19 protein-coding genes and 1 pseudogene are annotated in these 19079 nt (G+C 71.4%); 11 read left to right on the forward strand and 9 right to left on the reverse strand.

Going from position 1 to position 19079, the window contains the following annotated elements; translation table 11 throughout:
- Positions 1-23: 23 nt before the first annotated feature.
- The 4 genes from KY462_02030 to KY462_02045 are packed head-to-tail and all read right to left on the reverse strand — an operon-like array spanning position 24 to position 2542.
- On the reverse strand, positions 24-1244 hold the full coding sequence (locus KY462_02030; GenBank protein MBW3576520.1) for an NYN domain-containing protein: 1221 nt from the start codon (positions 1242-1244) through the stop codon (positions 24-26).
- Between the two features lie 2 nt (positions 1245-1246).
- A complete protein-coding gene (locus KY462_02035) occupies positions 1247-1642 on the reverse strand; it encodes a hypothetical protein (protein MBW3576521.1) in 396 nt (131 codons plus the stop codon).
- Between the two features lie 41 nt (positions 1643-1683).
- Entirely contained in the window at positions 1684-1932 is a 249-nt protein-coding gene (locus tag KY462_02040; protein MBW3576522.1) for a hypothetical protein, read from the reverse strand.
- 16 nt (positions 1933-1948) lie between these two features.
- The gene (locus KY462_02045; GenBank protein ID MBW3576523.1) at positions 1949-2542 is read right to left on the reverse strand and encodes a DUF309 domain-containing protein; all 594 of its coding nucleotides are present in this window, start codon (positions 2540-2542) and stop codon (positions 1949-1951) included.
- Between KY462_02045 and mutM the strand changes: the two genes are divergently transcribed.
- Complete coding sequence (gene mutM / locus KY462_02050) at positions 2541-3332, forward strand: bifunctional DNA-formamidopyrimidine glycosylase/DNA-(apurinic or apyrimidinic site) lyase (GenBank protein ID MBW3576524.1); 792 nt, start codon at positions 2541-2543, stop codon at positions 3330-3332. The two genes, KY462_02045 and mutM, sit on opposite strands and share 2 nt — an antisense overlap.
- Before the next feature lie 10 nt (positions 3333-3342).
- Here mutM and KY462_02055 read toward each other — a convergent pair whose 3' ends face one another.
- Entirely contained in the window at positions 3343-4119 is a 777-nt protein-coding gene (locus KY462_02055; GenBank protein ID MBW3576525.1) for a DUF3152 domain-containing protein, read from the reverse strand.
- Positions 4120-4298: 179 nt separating this feature from the next.
- On the opposite strand from KY462_02055, the gene KY462_02060 reads away from it, so the two are divergent.
- Positions 4299-4691 carry a WhiB family transcriptional regulator gene (locus KY462_02060; protein ID MBW3576526.1) on the forward strand — a complete coding sequence of 131 codons (393 nt, stop codon included), beginning with the start codon at positions 4299-4301 and terminating at the stop codon, positions 4689-4691.
- Between the two features lie 484 nt (positions 4692-5175).
- On the opposite strand, the gene KY462_02065 is transcribed toward KY462_02060, so the two are convergent.
- Positions 5176-6093 (reverse strand): pirin family protein, encoded by a 918-nt coding sequence (locus KY462_02065; protein ID MBW3576527.1) that lies wholly within the window; start codon positions 6091-6093, stop codon positions 5176-5178.
- 409 nt (positions 6094-6502) lie between these two features.
- Between KY462_02065 and KY462_02070 the strand changes: the two genes are divergently transcribed.
- The 8 genes and pseudogenes from KY462_02070 to KY462_02105 all read left to right on the forward strand — a co-directional run bounded on the left by KY462_02070 (position 6503) and on the right by KY462_02105 (position 13827).
- On the forward strand, positions 6503-7612 hold the full coding sequence (locus KY462_02070; GenBank protein MBW3576528.1) for a uroporphyrinogen-III synthase: 1110 nt from the start codon (positions 6503-6505) through the stop codon (positions 7610-7612).
- Complete coding sequence (locus KY462_02075) at positions 7609-8262, forward strand: bifunctional precorrin-2 dehydrogenase/sirohydrochlorin ferrochelatase (protein MBW3576529.1); 654 nt, start codon at positions 7609-7611, stop codon at positions 8260-8262. The genes KY462_02070 and KY462_02075 overlap by 4 nt, the downstream gene beginning before the upstream one ends.
- 142 nt (positions 8263-8404) lie before the next feature.
- Positions 8405-10105, forward strand: a complete 1701-nt coding sequence (locus tag KY462_02080) for a nitrite/sulfite reductase (GenBank protein MBW3576530.1) — start codon at positions 8405-8407, stop codon at positions 10103-10105.
- Positions 10105-10476 carry a Rieske (2Fe-2S) protein gene (locus KY462_02085; GenBank protein MBW3576531.1) on the forward strand — a complete coding sequence of 124 codons (372 nt, stop codon included), beginning with the start codon at positions 10105-10107 and terminating at the stop codon, positions 10474-10476. Before KY462_02080 ends, KY462_02085 begins: the two co-directional genes overlap by 1 nt.
- Positions 10473-12005, forward strand: a complete 1533-nt coding sequence (locus tag KY462_02090; GenBank protein MBW3576532.1) for an MFS transporter — start codon at positions 10473-10475, stop codon at positions 12003-12005. The genes KY462_02085 and KY462_02090 overlap by 4 nt, the downstream gene beginning before the upstream one ends.
- Positions 12002-12607: a molybdopterin-dependent oxidoreductase gene (locus KY462_02095; GenBank protein ID MBW3576533.1), complete on the forward strand. Its 606-nt coding sequence runs from the start codon at positions 12002-12004 to the stop codon at positions 12605-12607. Before KY462_02090 ends, KY462_02095 begins: the two co-directional genes overlap by 4 nt.
- Entirely contained in the window at positions 12597-12920 is a 324-nt protein-coding gene (locus KY462_02100; protein ID MBW3576534.1) for a hypothetical protein, read from the forward strand. Before KY462_02095 ends, KY462_02100 begins: the two co-directional genes overlap by 11 nt.
- Before the next feature lie 127 nt (positions 12921-13047).
- Positions 13048-13827: pseudogene (locus KY462_02105) on the forward strand (ABC transporter ATP-binding protein).
- A 795-nt stretch (positions 13828-14622) separates the two neighbouring features.
- Here KY462_02105 and KY462_02110 read toward each other — a convergent pair.
- Positions 14623-15969, reverse strand: coding sequence for an acyltransferase family protein (locus KY462_02110; protein MBW3576535.1), 1347 nt, complete (start codon positions 15967-15969; stop codon positions 14623-14625).
- A gap of 123 nt (positions 15970-16092) precedes the next feature.
- Between KY462_02110 and KY462_02115 the strand changes: the two genes are divergently transcribed.
- On the forward strand, positions 16093-17199 hold the full coding sequence (locus tag KY462_02115) for a methyltransferase domain-containing protein (protein MBW3576536.1): 1107 nt from the start codon (positions 16093-16095) through the stop codon (positions 17197-17199).
- A gap of 48 nt (positions 17200-17247) precedes the next feature.
- Here the strand turns inward: KY462_02115 and trxB are convergent, their stop codons facing one another.
- Both trxB and KY462_02125 read right to left on the reverse strand, forming a co-directional pair.
- The gene (gene trxB, locus KY462_02120) at positions 17248-18216 is read right to left on the reverse strand and encodes a thioredoxin-disulfide reductase (protein ID MBW3576537.1); all 969 of its coding nucleotides are present in this window, start codon (positions 18214-18216) and stop codon (positions 17248-17250) included.
- Positions 18217-18381: 165 nt separating this feature from the next.
- Positions 18382-19068: a Sir2 family NAD-dependent protein deacetylase gene (locus KY462_02125; protein MBW3576538.1), complete on the reverse strand. Its 687-nt coding sequence runs from the start codon at positions 19066-19068 to the stop codon at positions 18382-18384.
- Positions 19069-19079: the final 11 nt, after the last annotated feature.

Here is a 19079-nt window from a genome sequence, read left to right on the forward strand (position 1 = left end):
GTCACGGCGGACCGGTGCGGCTTTCAACCGGCCAGGGCGAGCAGCGGAGCGGTCCCGATCACGTCCGCCCGGAGCCGGCGGACACGGTCTGCGAGCTCCCGGTCGTCGGTGACGACGACGACCGGCTCGTCGGCGGCCAGCGACTCGACCAGTTCGACGATGGCATCGTCGGCGGTCCCCCCTGCCGTGAAGCGCACCCGGACCAGACGCGACCGCGACGTAGGCGCGTTGACGCCCGGATCCCCGTCGAAGACGACCGTGCACCGCACCTTCAGGCGGGCGACCAACGACTCGAGCTGGGTGGTCAACCACAGCCGCTGCTGCTCGAGCTCCAGGTGGCCGCGGTGTTGCAGGGAGACGTTGTACCCGTCGACGACCACCCTGCGGCCGGGGACCAGCAGCGCCTGCGCAGCGTCGACCGTGCCCGGGGCGATACCGGCGGGCAACCGGCTGGGGCGCCCGGACGCGGCCGGGCGCGCCCCCGACCGGAGCGACGAGCGGTAGTCGGCGATCTCCTCGCTGGCGCGTCGTTCGAGGGCCTCGCGTGCGCGCCGGTGCCGCCGTCGGCGTTGGAGGCGTTCTTCCTCCCGCCGGCGCAGCTTCCGTAGCTCATCGCGGAGCTGGGCCACTTGCGCGTCGGCCTGACGGCGGACCCGTTCGACCGCCTGGTGGCGCTCCTCGGCCGCCGCGGTCAGACGACGCTGCAGCGCCTCGATCGTCTCCTCGAGAGTGCGGACGTCGTCCTCGAGCTCCTGCACCCGCCCCTGTTCGACGCGCAGTCGCGCCTCGAGGCCTTCGGCGCGTCGGCGCGCATCGTCCCGCTGCTCGCGGAACTCGCGGGCGCGCGTGCGGAGGCGTTGATGGCGGTCTGGGCTGCCGGCATCAGCACGTTGGGGGTGGCGCGGTTGCGGCGCGGCGACCTCCACCTCGCCGCGCAGGATCGCGAGCACGGTGCCGCCGTCGGGGTCGTCGTCGAGCCGTGCGAGCGTCCCATGCCACAGCGCGCCACCGGTCGACAGGAAGCGACACAGATCCCGCCGGGACCGCCCGGACGCCAACCTGCTCGCCGGCAGCGCCCGCAGTTGCGCCATCCGCGGTGTGACCACGTTGTCGTCGAGCTGGTGCAGCGCAGCGCGGACGCTACGCAACAGCACCGCCCACTCGTCGGCGGGGAGCCGCTCGAGCAATTCCTCGTCCGGTGCCGGCACCGCGTCCTCGAGCCGCTCGTGCCCACCGGTCGCCACGCTCAGTTGGTGGAGATGACCACGCCCAGCTTCTGGAGCCGCTCCAGGAAGTCGGTCGGCTCCTCACCCTCGAGCGCAGCGATCGCGTCGATGTCGTCGTCACGGACGAACAGCAGATGCTCGGAAGTGCCCCGGCGGGTCTGGATGTAGGTGAGGTACTCCACCGCAGGTTCGATGCCGTCGGACGCGTCCCGCAGTCGTTCGACGTCGATGGCGTACCCACCCTTGCCGCGATCACGCACGGTGCCGGATCGAGGCCGGTCGCCGCTCTCCACGACGCCGTCGGGGCCCAGCGCCAATCGGCGCCGCCGCGCGGTCCTCGCCCAGATCGTCGCCGCTGCGCTCGCCACGACAGCGGTGACCGCACCGATGCGGATGGCCAGGTCACGACGGTCCATGCTGGCGACCGTACACGCCGCCGTCGCCAGCAACACGGTCTTCAGTGCTCGGTTCCGACCGCCCGGGCCGGAGCAGCCTCGACCACGACGGCGTCGTCGCGGCCGCACCAGCGACAGGTCACCGACTCCACACGACGGTCGAGAATCTCCTCCTCCTCGACCCGGCGGACACCGCCCAGGTCGAAGTGGTGGAAACGGCGGGTGCGGGCAGTCTCGACCACGTCGAAACGGGTGACGTTCCCGCACGACGCGCACCGGAACCGGTGCTCCGCATCCAGGCCCCACGCCAGGTCGCTCACCGCAGCATCACCTCGATCGGACCGAGCCGAACCAGGGTCCGGCGTCCATGGCGGGGAACTCCAGGTAACCGATCTCGAAGATCTCGCCGGTCTCGGCGACCACGTCGGCTGCTCCCTCCGCGAAGACGCGGAGCTGCTCGACGTCGATCCCGTTGTAGACGTCGGGGTACCCGGCCAGCTTCTCGGCGGCCTTGCGGAACAGCGCCACCGACCCGGGGACGTTGCCACGCTGATGGTGACAGCAGCCCACCGCGACCTGGATCACACCCTGCCAGAACAGCCGGTCCGTATCCGGGGCGGCGTTCCAGACGTCCTCCAGCACCTCATGCGCCTCGAAGAAGCGCTCCTCGTCCCACAGCTCGACCGCTTTGGCGAGTGCGTCCTCGATGTCGTCCGACGCGAAGTCCTCGACGGTCTCGGCCGGTTCGGCACCGCGAGGCAGCGGCCGGCCGAGCCGGTCGCGCGGGCGGGCGTTGGCGGGGCGGCCCTTCTCGTCGCGGTCCCGCTCGTAGCGGCGGACCTGGCGTCGTTGGTCGCTCACGGTTCCCCTGGGTCGTCTCCCCGCAGGGTACCGACCGCACCGGGATACCCTCCGCTGCATGCCTGAGCTGCCCGAGGTCGAGTCCGTCCGACGACAGTTGGCCCCCGAGCTGACGGGGCGCCAGGTCGTTGGCGTCGACCACGTGCCGCAGCGACGTTTCGTGAACCTGGATCGGCTGGCGGGACACATGGTCCTGGGTGTTCGCCGCCGCGGGAAGTTCCTGCTGTGCCCGCTCGACGATGGCCTGGAGCTCGTGGCGAACCTCGGCATGACAGGATCCCTGCACTTCGGACCGGCGGACGACTACGCCCGAGCCCAGCTCCTCCTCGACGACGGGCGCCAGCTCAACTACCGCGACCCGCGACGGTTCGGTCGCCTCGCGGTCGTGCCAGCGGGCGACTACACGTCGATCCCCACCCTGGCGATGCTTGGTCCCGAACCACTCACCGATGAGTTCCACCCCGACGGTTTCGCACGCGCGCTGGCGGCCACGACCGCCCCGGTGAAAGCGGTCCTCCTCGGCCAACGCGCAGTGGCCGGAGTGGGGAACATCTACGCCGACGAGGCGCTCTGGCGGGCCAAGATCCACCCGGCGAGCCGGCGCGTGGGGTGGCGCCGCGCCCTGATGCTGCACTCCGCGATCCGCGAGGTCCTATCCGAGTCGATCGAGCGGGAGGGCACCACCTTCCGCGACTACCGGATGGTCAACGGCGAGAGCGGACGCAACGCCGACTTCCTGCAGGTCTACGGACACGCGGGCAGGGCCTGCCAGCGGTGCGGGACCGAGCTGCGCCGCATCGTCGTGGCCCAGCGCGGCACGACCTACTGCGCGACGTGCCAGCGGCCGTGACGCGACGACCTCACGGCGGTGTCGGTCGGTGGTCATCCGCGTGGTGGTCGGGTCCGGGTGCCAGCGGTTCCGCACGGCGCGCCGCCAACTCCACCTCCCACTGAAGTGGCCACGCGTTGGGCAGGCAGCCGTTCAGTTCGGTGCTCTGCTGCGCCATCACGGCCGCGGGCGCACCCGGCCGTGGGCACTGCGGCTCCGCCGGATGATGCAGGTGCACGAGGTGGCCGACCTCGTGGTTGATCAGCATCATCCGGTAGGTCTCCAGGTCCCCGGTCCACTCCGGCGTGGCGGTCCGCCAGCGGTCGGCGTTCAACGCCACCACCGGGCCGTTCTGGCACGAGTACAGACCCCGTGTCCGGTACGGGTGGCACATGGCGTCGACCTGGTGACCTTCAGCGAGGACGATCAGGTAGGGGGCGGCGTCGTCGCGAACGAACCGCAATCCAGCGCGCTGCCAGCCCCTCGGGTCGGACAGGGTGGCGTCGACCACCGCGGCGAACCCCGCGGTCGCGGCGTCGTCGGTGCGCCGCTCGACCGCGTATCGGATCTCGATCTCGTCGAGGTCGTCAGCGCGTGGGGTGACCGGCTGCGCGGTCACGATCAGCGACGGGGCGGCCATGCCCCACGAGGGCTCGCCGATCGATCCGGGCGGCGCCCGCGCCGGGGCGGTCGATGAGCGGCGAACCGATGGGGGATCGGCTGGCGATGCTGCACCCGGTGAGCAGGCCACGAGCGCGATCTGTGCGGCCAGCACCGCCATTGCCACCAAGGCGTTACGGGCAGGCACGTCTCGCTGGATCCTCACTCGGTCGCGTGGTGACTCTCAGTAGCTTTTTCCTCACAGGCTGCACACCCGGACTGTGCGTTCAGCGCACGCATAATGCGGTGGACGCACGCTGACGCCGCCGACCGCCGGTGGATGAACGAACGACAGGAACACACACTGCCCGGTCCCCGTTTTGATGGATGCGTGCCCCAGACGTACGCCCGCGCGGCATCGGGGTTCCGAAAGACGGTTTCACACTGTTTCACACTAGGGAAGGTTGCCAGTTGTCGTCCACGCAAGCACTCGCCCGTCAACTCCGTACCGGCGAGGGGTGGGAGGAGGAAGCGGCATGCAACGGCGCCGAGGTCGAACTGTTCTTCTCCGTCGAGGAGGAGGATCAGAAGCAGGCGCTTGAGTACTGCGGCCGTTGTCAGGTACGCCAGGAGTGCCTCGAGTACGCCATCCGCAACCGTGAGATGTACGGCATCTGGGGAGGCATGCTCGAATCTGATCGCCGCACCCTGATCCGAGACCTTCGCCGCCGGGAACGCGAGGCCCGCGAGCGCCGCAAGCGCGCCAGCGACGCCGCCTGACCGTCCCTGCCCGCACCAGTAGGCGGCCCCGGGCCAGGAGCCCGGGTCGTCACGCCTCTGGGAGCGTGACCGCCACCCGCGACCCTGCCTCGCCCGCAGCCACTGTGACGCCCCGGCTGCGAGGTCACGTCGTGCGGTCCGCGAACCGCAGGGCGGCATCTCGCAGGCACAGCGAGGGCCGGGCCTCCGTGACCTGATAGTGCCTGACCGCGAGTCTGATCGCAGTGCTCTCCGCAGGCCCGACCTCGCCGTGCCGTCCCTGCCGCATCAACGAACAGGAGACGGTGCACATGAACACGATGCCAGCCGGTCGCGTACTTCCTGTCGGTGGTGCATCCTGACGCCGAGCGCCCCAACCGGCTGATCAACCTCGCCTACCTGGGCGGCGCGAGCCTGGCAATCGGGACCCTGGTGCTCGGTGTCGGGCTCCTGGCCGCCGCCTGGACGGCCCAAACGCGTCCCACCGGCTTGCGCTGTGGAGGAGTCAGATCGACATCCATGGGGGATGTGGCGCGTCGATCCGGCCGAGGCTCGACGTGACCTCCCCGAAGCGGGGCGAACGCTGCTGCCAGTCGCGCCACGCGGCATCGAACTCCTCGCGATCCCTCGCGACGAAGTTCCACCACATCTGGATCCGCTCGGGAAACGGCTCCCCGCCGAGCACCAACATCCGAGCTGCGTTCGAGCGGGTCTCGATCGGGAGCTCCTCCACGCCGGTGGGCACCAGAGCCAGCCAACCCGGCTCAACGATCTCGGGTCCGACCCGCACAGAAGCATCAAGCGGCACGACCGCGTGCTCGAACCCGGCCGAGGTCGGCAGCACCGTGCGGCCGCCACGCACCGTCACATCCACGCCGACCAGGGGTGTATCGGTGCGGGCCGGAGAGGTGGCGGCGCCGAAGCTGCCCGCGAACAGCCGCACCGTCGCGCTGCCCTCCTGCATCTCTGGCAGCTGCGCGATGTGCTGGAACGACGGTTCGCCGTGCCGCGTCGCCTCGGGCTGGGCAACCCACATCTGCGCCCCCGAGAACGGCGGGCGTGCAGCCAGCTCGGCGTGCGCGATCCCGTGCCCGGCGGTCATCCAGTTCAGTTGGCCGGGCCGGATGACCTGTTCGGAGCCCAACGAGTCCGTGTGCAGCGCCTCCCCCTGGATCAGCCAGGTCACGGTGGACAAGCCGATGTGGGGATGGGGCCCCACCTCCATCGGATCCGGCTGGTCAGCGTCGGCCGCACCCATCAGATCGACGAAGCACCATGCGCCGACCGTGCGACGACCCTTGGTGGGCAAGACCCGGACCACGCCGAGACCACCCACCGACGTCCGGCGTCCTTCGCGGAGCTCAACTCCGTCGAGTGCCTCGTTGTCGCACTGCTGGTCCCGCTCCCCCACCGGTCCGCTCACCACCACCCCGATCGGTCGCGCCGCACGACGTTATCCGTCGCCGTCGGGAGCGGGAAGCCACCACGCGGATCGATGCCATGCCGACAGCGCAGATCCAGGAGGCAGCGCGTGCTGGGTCGGACGGCCACTGCGCGCAACTGGAACACCACGACGAAGCTCGTCGCCATGATGGGGTCCTGACACCCCGCCGTCCTCGCTCGGGCCGCAGGTCGCCTCGCGGGGTGCGGATGCTCTCGGCGCGCGACGTCGAGCACGCGTGCCAGCGCCGGCAACGTCGGCGAGACGCTCGCTGGGTTGTCACCGCAGCGAAACCTGGTCGTAGTGGCGGCTAAACAGACGGGTGGCACGGTACGGGCGGTCGAGCTTGGCAGAAGGCGGTTGGCAGAAGGCGGTTGGCAGAAGGCGAAGTGTGGAGGGTCTCCGGGTCGGGGTCACGTCGGCCGGCGAGGCTCGCGAGCTGAGCGGTGCCCTCGAGCGTCGCGGGGCGGTGGTGACCTGGGGGCCGACCGTTGAGGGCCGTGTCGCGACTGGCCGGGACCTGCTGGCTCAGATCGATCGTCTGCTCGCGGCCGAGCCATCGTGGGTCGTCGCGTCCACGGGGGTGGGGGTCCGCGCCTGGGCGGAGGTCGCCGAGCGCCACGGCCGGCTCCACCTGTTGGAGGCGACGCTGCGCCGCGCCCGGGTCGTCGCCCGTCGCTCGAAGGCGTTGGGTGCATTGCGGTGGCTGGGCGTTGACCCCGTGTTCGTGTCTGCGCAGGAGACCGACGAGGACGTGGCGACGTGGCTGCGCCAGCGGCTTCTGCCCGGGGACCGGGTCGCTGTCCAGGTCCGTGGGGCTGGTTCGCTCGGTGCGTATCAGCGACTGGTTGACGCCGGCGGCGAGGTCCTTCCGCTCGTCCCGTGCACCTCGGTCCCGCCCGCCGATCTTCGACCGGCGCGGGAGTTGGTCCGCCGAGCCTGCGCCGGCGTCGTCGACGTCGTCGTGTGCACGAGCCCGAGCGCGGCAGGCAACCTGATGCGGATCGCGGCAGATATCGGCGTGGAGGGCGCCCTGGTGACCGCGTTGGGCGAGCGTGTGGCGGCCGCCGCAGTCGGGATGATGACCGCCGCGAGCCTCGAGAACGCTGGCGTCCCCGTCGCGATCATGCCGCCACGCCCCCGCACCGGTGAGCTGGTGGGGGCCCTGGGCGGCTGGGCGGCGAGCGGTCGGCAACTGCCCGTTCCGGCCGTGCGCCTGGACCCCGCGGGTCGGGCCGTCATCGCCGACGGGTGCCGTGTCGAGCTCGGGCACCGGGAATTCGGGGTGCTGGCCGCGCTGGTGCGTCGCCCGCACGTGGCCTGCCGTCTTGATCTCCTGGCCGTGGAAGCCTGGGGCCACCGAGCCCCGGACAACCCCCGGCTGATCAAGCACCAGGTGGGGCGATTGCGGCGCAAGCTCGGCTGTCACGGCCGGTCGATCGAGACCGTGCGAGGCGTCGGTTACCGCTACGCGCCGCCGTCAGCAGGCGGTAGCGGGTGAGGTTCGGCTACCCGGTCAGTCTCGACGTCGCCGGCCGCCGCTGCGTTGTGGTGGGCGGCGGCCCGCTGGCGGCGCAGAAGGCCGATGGTCTGCTCGCAGCCGGCGCTCAGGTTGTCGCGATCGCCGCCCGCCCGTCCCCTGGGCTCCGCGAGGCAGCCGCAGCCGGCCGGATCGAGCTCGTCGCGCGTTGTTTCCGCGCCGGCGACCTGGCGGGCGTCTTCTTGGCCATCGCCACTGGCGAGGATCCGGTCAGCAACATCGAGGTGGCGGCGGAGGCCCGGCGGGAACGGGTCCTGTTCAACGCGCTGGACGACGTCGTCCACTGCGACTTCGCCGCCGCAGCGGTGGTGCGCCGTGGCGAGCTGCGCCTGGCGGTCTCCACCGGGGGAAAGGCTCCGGCGCTGGCCCGGCGGTTGCGCGAGCAACTGGAAGTCCGCTTCGGCGACGAATGGGGCCAGCTCGTCGAGGTCCTCGACGGCGCACGGCGGGCCTGTCTGCCCCGCACCGTCACGTTCAGCGAGTGGCAGCGCCGCTGGGCGACGGCGCTGCGCGATCCGCAACGCCTGGCCGAGCGGCTCGCCGCCGGGGACCGCGAGAGTGTGCGCGACGGCGTGCTGCGGGTGATGCGGACGGGCTCTGGCCCGTCGTGAGCACGTCCAACCCTGCGCGGGACGACGGAGCGCGACTCACCGGTCGCGCGCGACCGGATCGTTACATCCGGATCACGGTGCGGGAACGAGGTCGGAACCTGGGCCGGGCACAGTCCCGCTCACCCGCCAACAGGAGCACCGCATGCCGGTCGCGAACATCCCCGCCGCGAAGCGTGCCGGACTCCCGGTGGACCTCGACCGGCTCACCGCCGAGGGCGACGACTGGCTGAGCCCCGAACAGCGGTACGCCCTCAAGACCCACGGCGTGTGCGCCCAGTCGCAGCCCCAGGTGTTCATGGTCCGGGTGCGCAACGGTGGGGATCTCACGGCCGGCCAGGCGTGCGGCCTTGCGGACATCGCCGAGCGGCACGGTCGGGGCTGGCTGCACCTCACCACCCGCCAGCAGGCCGAACTGCACCACGTCCACGCCACCGAAGTGAACGCCGTGCTCGCCGCCGTCCGCGCCCTCGGGCTGACGACCCGCTCGACGTGCGGTCACACCGTCCGGGGGGTGATGTGGTGCCCCGACGCCGGCGTTGCCCTGGCCGAGCCGTTCGACTGCGCACCCGACGCCCACGCGATCACCGCCGCGGTCCTGGCCCGAACGCCCGACCTGGACACCCAGCTGCCGTCCCGCGTCAACATCCACCTGGGCGGCTGTCCCGCCTGTCGCGACCACGCCCGGCTCAACGACGCCGGGTTGGTCTCCGTGCTGGGCGCGGGTGGTCAGCCTGGCTACGAGCTGTGGGTCGGCGGGAGTCTGGGACGCTCTGTGCCCACCCTAGCGGTGAAGGCCCTGGACTTCGTCCCCCGGGCCCACGCGGTCACGGCGGTCACCGCCCTCCTCGACGTCTACATCGCCCACGGCAACTTCGACCAGCCCAACAAGGCCCGCATGAAGTTCCTGCTGCGCGACCTTGGCGCCGACCGCTTCCTCGACCTGTTCCGCGCCGCGTACGCCCGGACCTGCCGTCGCCCGCACCCGCCGCCACCCCAGGTCGAGGTCTCCGACGCCGACCTGGCCGCGGCGGTGCTGGCCCAGGCTCCCGAGGGCGGCTGGTCGCGTGGGGTCCGCCCCCAGCGCACGCCCGGCCGGGCCGTGGTCACCGTCGAGATCCCCCTCGGAGACCTCGACGCCGACGACCTGCGCGGCCTGGCTGGCCTCGCCGGGCGGTACGCCGACGGCGTGCTGCACCTCACCCGCGACCAGGACATCACCCTGCGACACGTACCGCTCGGGGCCGTCCCCGCTCTGCGCGGCGACCTCGGCGACCTGGGCCTTGCGGTCGCCGGCACCACCGCGGCGCGCGACGTCCGCGCCTGTACCGGAGGTCCGGTGTGCTCGTTGGCGATCACCGCCTCCCAGCAGGTCGCCTGGGCCGTTCGCTCCAGCCCTGCCCTGGCCCGCAACGGCCACCTGAGGGTGTCCGTCTCGGGCTGCCCCAACGCCTGCGCGCAACAGCAGGTGGCCGATGTGGGGTTCTCCGGCGGGAAGGTCCACGTGGGCGGCGGGGCTCAGTTGGGCTACCAGGTGTGGCTGGGCGGCGACATCGCGGCGGGCCGGGTCGGGCAGGTGGTGGGCCGGGTCGCCGAGCGCGACGTGCCAGCGATCACCGAAGCGATCGTCGGGTTGTGGGAGGCGCTGCGGGCCGCCGGCGAGTCGCTGCCCCAGACGGTGACCCGGCTCGGCCCCGACGCGTTCGCGGCGCACATCGACCGGGTCTTCCGGGGCCGCTGGGAGTCGGGCGCCGAGCCAGGACAACGGCCACGCGCTGCAGGCGACACGCCGACAGCCGGCCTCACCCTCGAACCCGACCGGCTCCTACCCCTGGCGGTCGCCTGATGCCAACCCGGCGCAGGCCCGACGCGGTCGTGCTGCCCCTCGACGATCTCCCGGTCGGGGTGGCTGTGAGCGTGGCGTGCGGGGATCGGCGCATCACCGTGGTGCGCTGCGGGCCCGACGAGGTCCGCGCGCTCGACGGCGACTGCACCCACGCCGCCGGCCCCACCGCCCAGGGCACGGTCGACGGTTGCCTGCTGGCCTGCCCCTGGCACGGCGCCGTCTTCGACGTGCGCACCGGCGAAGTCCACCGCGGGCCTGCCCGCAAGCCTCTCGCCACCTACCCGACCCGCGTCGAAGACGGCTGGGCCGTGGTGGTGCTGTCGGCCCAGGACGAGACGGTTGACGGCGAACCCGAGGTTGCCCGCGGTTGAGGCCGACGCAGCCGGTGGGATGGGCGGAAGTGGCGGTACGGCCACGCGCTCTGCTGTCGTTCCGTGGCCGCTGGCGGGTGCTGCACCTGACGTGGATGGCACTGTTCCTCAGCTTCCTGGTGTGGTTCAGCTTCGCCCCGTTGGCCACGCAGGTGGGGCGTTCGCTGGGGCTGACAGCCCCGCAGCTCGCTGCACTGTCGCTGTGCAACGTGGCCCTGACCGTGCCGGGCCGCGTCCTCGTCGGCATGGCGGTGGACCGCTGGGGGTCGCGGCGAGTGTATGGCGCGGTCCTGCTGTACGCGGCGGTGCCCACACTCGTGTTCGCCACCGCGTCATCGTTTCGGTTGCTGGTGGCCAGCCGGCTCGCCGTCAGCCTGGTCGGAGCGGGCTTCGTGGCGGGTGTGCGGATGATGGCCGAGTGGTTCCCGCCCCACGAGATCGGCTTGGCTCAGGGCATCTATGGCGGCTGGGGCAACGCGGGCTCCGCCGCGGCAGCCTTCACCCTCCCGACGGTCGCGGCGATGGTGGGTGGCCCTGAGGGGTGGCGATGGGCCATCGGTACGACCGGGGCACTCGCCGCCGTCTACGGGGGGGTGTACCTGCGGGCGGTGAGCGATACCCCCGACGGATCGGCTGACCGGCGCGCCCTTCGGCGAGGTGCGCTCGAGGTCAACCATCCCGCCGCGGTCGTGGGGGTCGTGGCGCTCCAGGTGCCGCTGGTCGGCGTGCTCGCACTCGTCGCATGGCAGCTCGCCCGGTTGGACCTGCTACAGCTCGACGCGCTACGGGCGGTTCTCACCGGCCTGGTTGTGGTGTTCTGCGTGCAGGTGTGGCGGGCCCTGGCCGTCAACCGGCCGGCCCGACGCAGGGCCCGCGCACCCGACGACGACCGGATCCGGGCCATCGTGACGCTCTGTTTGGCCTACGCCGTGACGTTCGGCTCGGGACTCGCGGTCGTGTCGATGTTGCCCGGGTTCTTCGCCGACACGTTCGGGCTCTCACCGCTCGTGGCGGGCCTGGTCGTCAGCGCGTACGCCTTCACGAACCTTGTCGCCCGGCCGGCGGGCGGGCTGTGCAGTGACCTGCTGGGCAGCCGCCAACGGACCCTGCAGGTGGTCCTGGTTGGGCTGGCCGTCGGCTACGCCGGCATGGCATCGGTCCAGCGCAGCTGGCTGCTTGCCGCCACCGTGGCGGTGGCGAGCTCGTTGTTCGTGCACGCTGGCGCGGGCGCCACCTACGCGATCGTCCCTCTGGTGGAACCCCGGGCGTGCGGGCAGATCGCCGGCCTGGTCGGGGCCTACGGCAACGTCGGAGCACTGCTGTACCTCGCGCTCCTGCCCATCGTCGGCCCGGCCCGCTTCTTTGCGGTGATCGCTGTCTCCGCCGTCGCGGTCGCAGCGTCCTTGCGGTGGCTGCCGGAGCCGCAGGCCGCCGGCCTTACCGACCGCCGACTGTCTCGCACGGCGCCCCTCCCGGCTGGGACCGCGCCGCTACCGGAGGCCGTCGCCTGCCCCGAGGGACGACCGTGAGGCGCCGTGACGACGCGTCGCAGACAGGATCCCGCCGCGACGGCGAGATCCGTCGGGTGCAGCGGCCGCTGGACGACCTCCCCGTGGTGCACCTCGAAGCGAGCGTCCCGATGGTGCCCGCGGAACGCTGGACCCTCACCCTCGACGGTCACGTGGAACGGCCCCAGGTGCTCGCGCTCGCGGAGGTGATCGTGCTGGAGTCGTTCGCAGCCAATTGGAACTTCCACTGCGTGTGGGGATGGAGCCGGCCGCTGTGCCGGTGGAGCGGCGTCAGTGGCCAGGCAGTCGCTGCGGCGGCAGGGATCAGCAGCCCGTACGTCGTCGTTTCCGCCTTCGGAGGGACCTACGCCAGCGCCCTCACCACCGACGAGTTCGTCCGCGGCCTCTTCGCAACCCACCTCGACGACCGGCCGTTAACCCCCGAGCACGGCGCCCCCTTGCGCTACGTCCCGCCGCCCGGGAAGTGGCAGTACAAGGGAGTGAAGTGGGTAGCGCGAGTCACCGCCACGACCGAGTTCACGCCCGGCTTCTGGGAAACCGCGGTCGGCGATCCCCGCGGCGACATCCCCCCCGACCGAGAGGATCTGCGCCATGAAATCTGACCCGACCGCCCTGGCCGCTCTCGAGTCGCCGCCCCGCAAACCTGGCGCTCCCACCGCGGCGGCGCTCTTCGCGGCCGATGACGCTCCCCGCGTCACGCTGGCGGAGCGGGCAGCCCGCACGGACGAGCGGAACCGCGACTGCCGCTCGTGCCCCGCCTTCACCCCCGCACCCTGCGGACTGGCCTACGGCTGGTGCCGGGCCCACGACATGTACGTCAAGCTCTACCACCCACCGGGCGGCTTTTACTCCCAGTGCCAGTTCAAGGTGCTCACTCGGGTCGTGGGCGCGCCGAAACGCAGCCGCCACAGCTGACTGATCACGGTGAGCGAGGCGGTCCCGGCGCTCGCGGTTGTCGAGTGAGCGCGGCCGTCGGATGGTCTCCTCCCAGCCAGTGTCGTAACGATCCCGTCACTCCGTGCGTAGCGTCGGGTCGTCGTCGATGCACAGAGAGGCGGGTCCATGTCGTGGGGACCGGTCGTACGGCCCGGAGGGGGTCCGCAAGACCTACCGCAGCGGAACCGACGTTCCGGCGCCGCGCGGGGTCGACCTGGACGTGCACCGCGGGGAGATGCTCCCGATCGTCGGCGCGTCCGGGTCGGGCAAGACCACACTGCTGAACTGCCTGTCGGGTTTGGGCTGGACCTGGCCGACCTGGATGACGCCGCGCGCACCGACCACCGCGCGCCCACATGGGGTTCATCTTCTAGGCGCTCAACCTGTTGCCGGTGTTGAGTGCGGTGGAGAACGTGGAGTTGCCGCTGCTCAACCTCGGCTGGCGTCCCCGAGAGGCGCGGGCGGTCGCGGTGAGCCTGCTCGAGCGGGTGAGCCTGCGGCCCGTGCGAACCACCGACCGAACGAGCTGTCCGGTGGCGAGCAGCAGCGCGTGGCCGTGGCCCGGGCGCTCGTGCACGCACCGGCGGTGATCTGGACGGACGAACCGACCGGCAACCTCGACAGCGCGGCCACCGACGGGGTGATCCAGTTGCTGGTTGATCTGGTCGCGGGCGGCCACACGGTTGTCCTCGTCACCCACGATCTCGGCCTCGCACGCCGGGCGTCGCGTGTGGTGGAGGTGCGAGACGCACGGTCGTCGGCACCGACGCGGCGACGGTCCCGGCGTGATCGCGGCCCTCGCAGTCGCCGGCTTCCTGGTCGGCCACCTGGGCCTGGTCGTCGTCGCACTGCGGCGGCGGTTCGTCGCTCGTCTGGCCGTGCGTGAGGTCGGGCGCCGCCACTGGCAGTCGCTGCTCGTGGTCATTGGGTTGGCGATCGGCTCGGTGGGCATCACCGCGGCGCTGATCGCCGCTGACGCCGTGGACGAGTCCGCCGTGCTCAACGCGTACCGGACCTGGGCGGGCACTGACCTGGTCGTCGTCGCACCCGACGGCGCGTCCTTCCCCGGCGAGGTGGTCGACCGACTCGCAGAGCATCCCGAGGTGGCCGCGCGCACCGGCGGGTTGCAGCGTGGTCTTGAACTCGTCGTCCCGGTCGTGAACCCGTCGGCGCGCTGTCCCCGGGGATCGGCTGTCGCTCGCACTGCCGACCGGTCCGCAAGAGGTCACCGTCGCCGGGGCCGTCCGCGCGGAGGGCGCCGGGGCGTACGGCCTCCGCCCCGCGGTGCACGCTCCGCTCGCTCGGCGGCGTGCTGGCCCTGTGCTACAGCTCGGTGCTGCTGGTCCGGTCGTGCCGGCGTGGCGAGCGTCGCGGCTGGTCCCCGTGGAGGCCATCCGCGCTATCCCCCGAGCGCAGCGGCCCGCCTGGGTCCTCCTATGCTCGCCGGGATGGATCGGCGGCGGGTGACCTCTGGCTCGCCCTATGAGTCCCAGTTCGGCTTCAGCCGAGCGGTCCGGACGGGCGGTCGCGTGCTCGTGTCCGCAACCGCCCCGATCTTCCCTGCACGGGTCGTGCCCCGACAACGTCGGTCCGTCAGGTCCGCCGCTGCTGCGAGATCATCGTTACTGCGCTGGCCGACGTCGGAGCCCGACCCGTCGCCACGGTCGCCTGACAGCAACGGTCACGGCCCGGTCACCTGCTCCGTGGGCTCGGCCGTGCGGAGGTCGGCAGCAGGATGGTTGCGGATCACGCCCAGCGCGCCGAGACCGGCGAACAGCACCCCGAGGGCGGTGAGCGGCATCCCCGCGGTCTGGGCGGGGTCGTACAGCCCGCCGGCGAGTAGGAGCCCGATCCCCGCGGTGGTGGCCACCACCCCGACCGCGGCGCGGATCCGTCCCGGCCGCGACCGTGGCTCGCCGACCCGCTCGAACCTGGCGAACACTCGGACGAGGACGACCAGCACCAATCCACAGAGGACCACCCACAGCGGCCGGAGCAACCACCAGCGCAGGTCCGCGACGCCCGTCTCTGGCCAGATACCGGTCGGGATCGTCAACGCAGCCACGACCACGAGCGCGGTCTGGTGCCAGAGGTAGACGGTCATGGCCACCGCCCCGGCCGCAACCACCCACGCCCATGTCCTGGTGCGGCGAAGCCATCGCTCGACCGGATCGCGGACCGCAGCGACGACGCCGAACTGTGCGACTCCCAGGACGAACAGGGCGATCGACGTCGGCGAGTTGTTGCTGCGCTGTCCAGGTTCGATCCCGATCATCGCGACGGGGTAGCCGCCGACCGTGGTCAGAAGAGCCAGCACCGCGTAGCCACCGAGGGCCAGGCCCACGGCCCCCAACGAGCCCGGGAGACGGCTGTCGTACCAGAAGTACCCGAGCTGGTGGACGGCTGCCCACACCCAGAAGAAGTTCGTGTACCCCACGACCGGGGTACCTGACAGGTGCGCCGCGTCCACGGCGACGGCCACGGCGACCAGGCCGACGAGCGCGCCCAGCCCCCAGCGACGATGGGCGGCGAACGTGGGTCGCGCGGCAGCGACCACGAGGACGTACGCAGCCAGGAACCAGGCGGGAATGAACGCGACCTGGCTCCCAAGCTGCAGGAGCTCACCGGGCACACCCGCCAGCCCCAGGAGCGCCGCCAGCGGGACCCACAGTGCCAGCAACGGAACAACCGGTCGGAGCAGCCGGCGGGACCGCCGCCGCACCCATACGGCCCACGGCACACCGCGGGCTGCGGCGGCGCTCCACGACGCGGCGTTGGCGTACCCACCGACGAAGAAGAACAGCGGCATGACCTGGAAGACCCACGTCGCCCACCGGGTGGCCGGGACGAACTCCAGGAGCCGGCCGGTGACCCACTCGCCGTCGCTGACCACCACCACGGCGATGAGCCAGTGCCCGACCACGACCACGATGATGGAGATCACCCGGAGTAGATCCGCGAAGCGGTTCCGGTCAGGGGGGGTGAGTCGGTGCACCTCTTCGGCGGTCAGGGGTCGCTGACTCGGCATCCGGCCAGCCTAACGGCGGTGGCTGGATCGCAGCCTCCAGCCGCACCGAGGGCGCGACGTCCGTACTTTGGTATCGCCGTGGGCGAGCAGGGCCCGCGGACATGCCTGCACCACGAGCACGGGATGGGACAGATCGTGAACGTCTCTGACGACCATTTCGAGGCCGCGCGGGACGAGTTCGCCGGGCGGCTGTTCCACGCATCGATCGCCGCCCTGGACCTCTACCACGTCTACGTCGGCGACCGTCTCGGCCTGTACGGCGCTCTGGCCGAACAGGGCCCGCTCAGCCCCACCGAACTCGCTGATGCCGCTGGCGTGGCCGAGCGGTACGCCCGTGAGTGGCTCGAGCAGCAAGCCGTCGCCGGGATCCTCGAGGTCGTCACCGACCCCCAGGATCCCACGACCCGCACGTTCAGGTTGTCCGATGCCCACACCGAGGTGCTACTCGACCGCGACAGCCTGTCGTCCATGCCGGTGGCTCTCGGCGTGGTCGGCGTCGCCCGCGCGCTCCCCGACGTGATCGAGGCCTTCCGTACCGGCGCGGGGGTGCCATACGAGGCCTACGGCGCCGACCTACGGGAGTTCATCGCGCGGATCAACCGTCCGATGTTCATGAACCTGCTGGCACGGGAATGGTTCCCCGCCGTGCCCGGTCTGGTGCAACGACTGCAGGCAGATCCGCCCGCGCGGGTGGTCGACGTCGGCTGCGGGACAGGATGGTCGAGCATCGCGATCGCGCGCGGGTTCCCGAAGGTGACCGTGGTCGGAGTCGACCTCGATCAAGCCTCCATCGCGGCAGCCCGAGCCAACGCCCAAGCGTCGGGCGTCGCCGACCGCACGACCTTCCAGGTGCGCCACGCCGCGGATCCGGAACTGGACGGCGACTTCGACCTGGTCTGTGCGTTCGAGACGATCCACGACATGACCGACCCGGTCGGCGCGCTACGTGCCATGCGCTCGCTGCAGGCCGAAGGCGGGACCGTTCTCGTCGTCGATGAGCGGGTGGCGGACGAGTTCACGACCGACGTCGACGACGCCGAGCGCTTCCAGTGGGGGTGGAGCGCGCTGCACTGCCTGCCGTGCGCGCTGACCGAGGCGCCCGCGGCCGGGACGGGGACGATCATGCGGACACCGACCTTCCGTGGGTACGCGCACGCAGCCGGCTTCTCGGACGTCGACGTGCTCCCGATCGACAACGACTTCTGGCGGTTCTACCGCCTGAGCTCCTGATGGGGCACCGATCGCGTCACTGCAGATGCAACACCGACGCCGAAGACGTCACTCGACGTCGGAGAGGAACTGCTCCGCATCCATCGCCGCCCGGCACCCCGTCCCGGCGGCGGTGACCGCCTGCCGGTAGACGTGGTCCACGGAGTCGCCGCTGGCGAACACGCCCGCGACGTTCGTCTTTGTGTTGGGTTGATCCACGAGGAGGTAGCCCTCGTCGTCCATATCCAGCTTGCCCTCGAACAGCCAGGTGTTGGGGATGTGGCCGATGGCCAGGAAGAAGCCGCCGCACTCGAGCTCGCGGGTCTCGCCGGTCCGCTCCAGGGAATCGCCGGGCTCCGTGTTCTCGAGCGTCACAGCCGACACCTGGCCGTCGCCCTGGATCTCGGTCACCACCGCGTTCCAGAGGAACTCGATCCGATCCTTCTTGAAGGCGCGTTCCTGCAGGATCTTGGAGGCGCGCAGCTCATCGCGCCGGTGCACGACCGTGACCTTCGAGGCGAACTTCGTGAGGAACGTCGCCTCCTCCATGGCGGAGTCACCGCCCCCGACCACCACGACGTGTTGGTCCTGGAAGAAGAAGCCGTCGCACGTGGCGCAGGCCGAGACGCCCGATCCCCATAGCCGGTCTTCACCGGGCACGTCCAGTCGTCGCGGCCGGGCTCCCGTGGAGATGATCAGCGCCTTGGCGAAGACCTCGCGATCTTCCGTCGCGATGCGGAACGGGCGCTCGGAGAGGTCCACTTCCTCGGCGTCCTGGGTCCAGTACATCGTGCCGAAGCGCTCCGCCTGGTCGCGCATCTGCTCGATCAGCTCCGGCCCCGTGATCCCCTCGGGGAAACCCGGGTAGTTCTCGACGTCCTCGGTGAGCATGAGCTGCCCGCCGGTCGGCCCGCCCGCCTCGGCGCCCTCGATCACCAGCGGCTCGAGGTTGCCTCGAGCGGCGTACAAGGCCGCCGTGAGACCCGCGGGCCCACCACCGAGGATGACGACTTTGCGTGTTGTGTCCGACTCAGGCATCGCTCCCTCGCGATCCGCAGCTTTCGGGTCATCTTCTGTGCTCCGCAAGGTAGCGGCCGACGACCTCGTCACGGCCCGGCCGAACGTTCCTGGCCACCCACGCGGCACCATGGCCGTCTGGTCACCACCCGCCGGTCGCCGGGATCCGTCTGCTTCGGCTTCGACTCACTGCAGCCGGTTGCGGACGAGCTCCACCACCTGGGGAAGGGCGTCCTCCGCCGGGAGCACGACGTGGACGGCCTCAGTCCACGTCGGATCGGGGTTGACCTCCCACACCGCGGCCCCGTGGGCGGCGGCGAGCGTCGGGAGGCTGGCGGCCGGCTCGACCTCCGCCGAGGTGCCCACGACCACGAGTACCCCGCAGTCGCGGACCTCGTCGCGCGCACGTTCGATCGCCCCGGCCGGGAGGGCTTCGCCGAAGAAGACCACATCCGGCTTGAGCAGGCCGCCGCACCGTTCACAGCGGGGTACCTCGTCCTGCGCCACCACGTCCAACACGTCCTCGCGCGGAACCGCCGCGCCGCACGCCAGGCAGGTCAGGCTGTGGCGTGACCCGTGTAGTTCGACGACCGCTCGGCTCCCCGCGTCCTGGTGCAACCCGTCCACGTTCTGGGTCACGATCGTGCGGACTACCGCGAGGTCCTCAAGCTCTGCCAGGGCATGGTGCGCCGGGTTGGGTTGGGCCTCGTCCAAGACCGCGTCGAGCTCACGGAGCATGCGCCACACCTCACGCGTTCGCGTCACGAAGGCGCCGATGTGGGCGTACTCCAGCGGGTCGTACCGCTCCCACAGCCCTCCGCTCCCACGGAAGGCGGGGATGTCACTCGACACCGAGATCCCCGCGCCGGACATGACCACGACCC

The organism is Actinomycetota bacterium (assembly GCA_019347675.1).
Lineage (GTDB): Bacteria > Actinomycetota > Nitriliruptoria > Nitriliruptorales > JAHWKO01 > JAHWKW01.

Excerpts from the sequence above, each read along its gene's own strand:
- KY462_02035 (MBW3576521.1), bottom strand. The coding sequence starts at position 1,642 with ATGGACCGTCGTGACCTGGCCATCCGCATCGGTGCGGTCACCGCTGTC.
- mutM (MBW3576524.1), top strand. The coding sequence starts at position 2,541 with ATGCCTGAGCTGCCCGAGGTCGAGTCCGTCCGACGACAGTTGGCCCCC.
- KY462_02045 (MBW3576523.1), bottom strand. The coding sequence starts at position 2,542 with ATGCAGCGGAGGGTATCCCGGTGCGGTCGGTACCCTGCGGGGAGACGA.
- KY462_02060 (MBW3576526.1), top strand. The coding sequence starts at position 4,299 with ATGCGTGCCCCAGACGTACGCCCGCGCGGCATCGGGGTTCCGAAAGAC.
- KY462_02080 (MBW3576530.1), top strand. The coding sequence starts at position 8,405 with ATGCCGGTCGCGAACATCCCCGCCGCGAAGCGTGCCGGACTCCCGGTG.
- KY462_02085 (MBW3576531.1), top strand. The coding sequence starts at position 10,105 with ATGCCAACCCGGCGCAGGCCCGACGCGGTCGTGCTGCCCCTCGACGAT.
- KY462_02100 (MBW3576534.1), top strand. The coding sequence starts at position 12,597 with ATGAAATCTGACCCGACCGCCCTGGCCGCTCTCGAGTCGCCGCCCCGC.
- KY462_02110 (MBW3576535.1), bottom strand. The coding sequence starts at position 15,969 with ATGCCGAGTCAGCGACCCCTGACCGCCGAAGAGGTGCACCGACTCACC.
- KY462_02115 (MBW3576536.1), top strand. The coding sequence starts at position 16,093 with ATGGGACAGATCGTGAACGTCTCTGACGACCATTTCGAGGCCGCGCGG.
- trxB (MBW3576537.1), bottom strand. The coding sequence starts at position 18,216 with ATGCCTGAGTCGGACACAACACGCAAAGTCGTCATCCTCGGTGGTGGG.
- KY462_02125 (MBW3576538.1), bottom strand. The coding sequence starts at position 19,068 with ATGTCCGGCGCGGGGATCTCGGTGTCGAGTGACATCCCCGCCTTCCGT.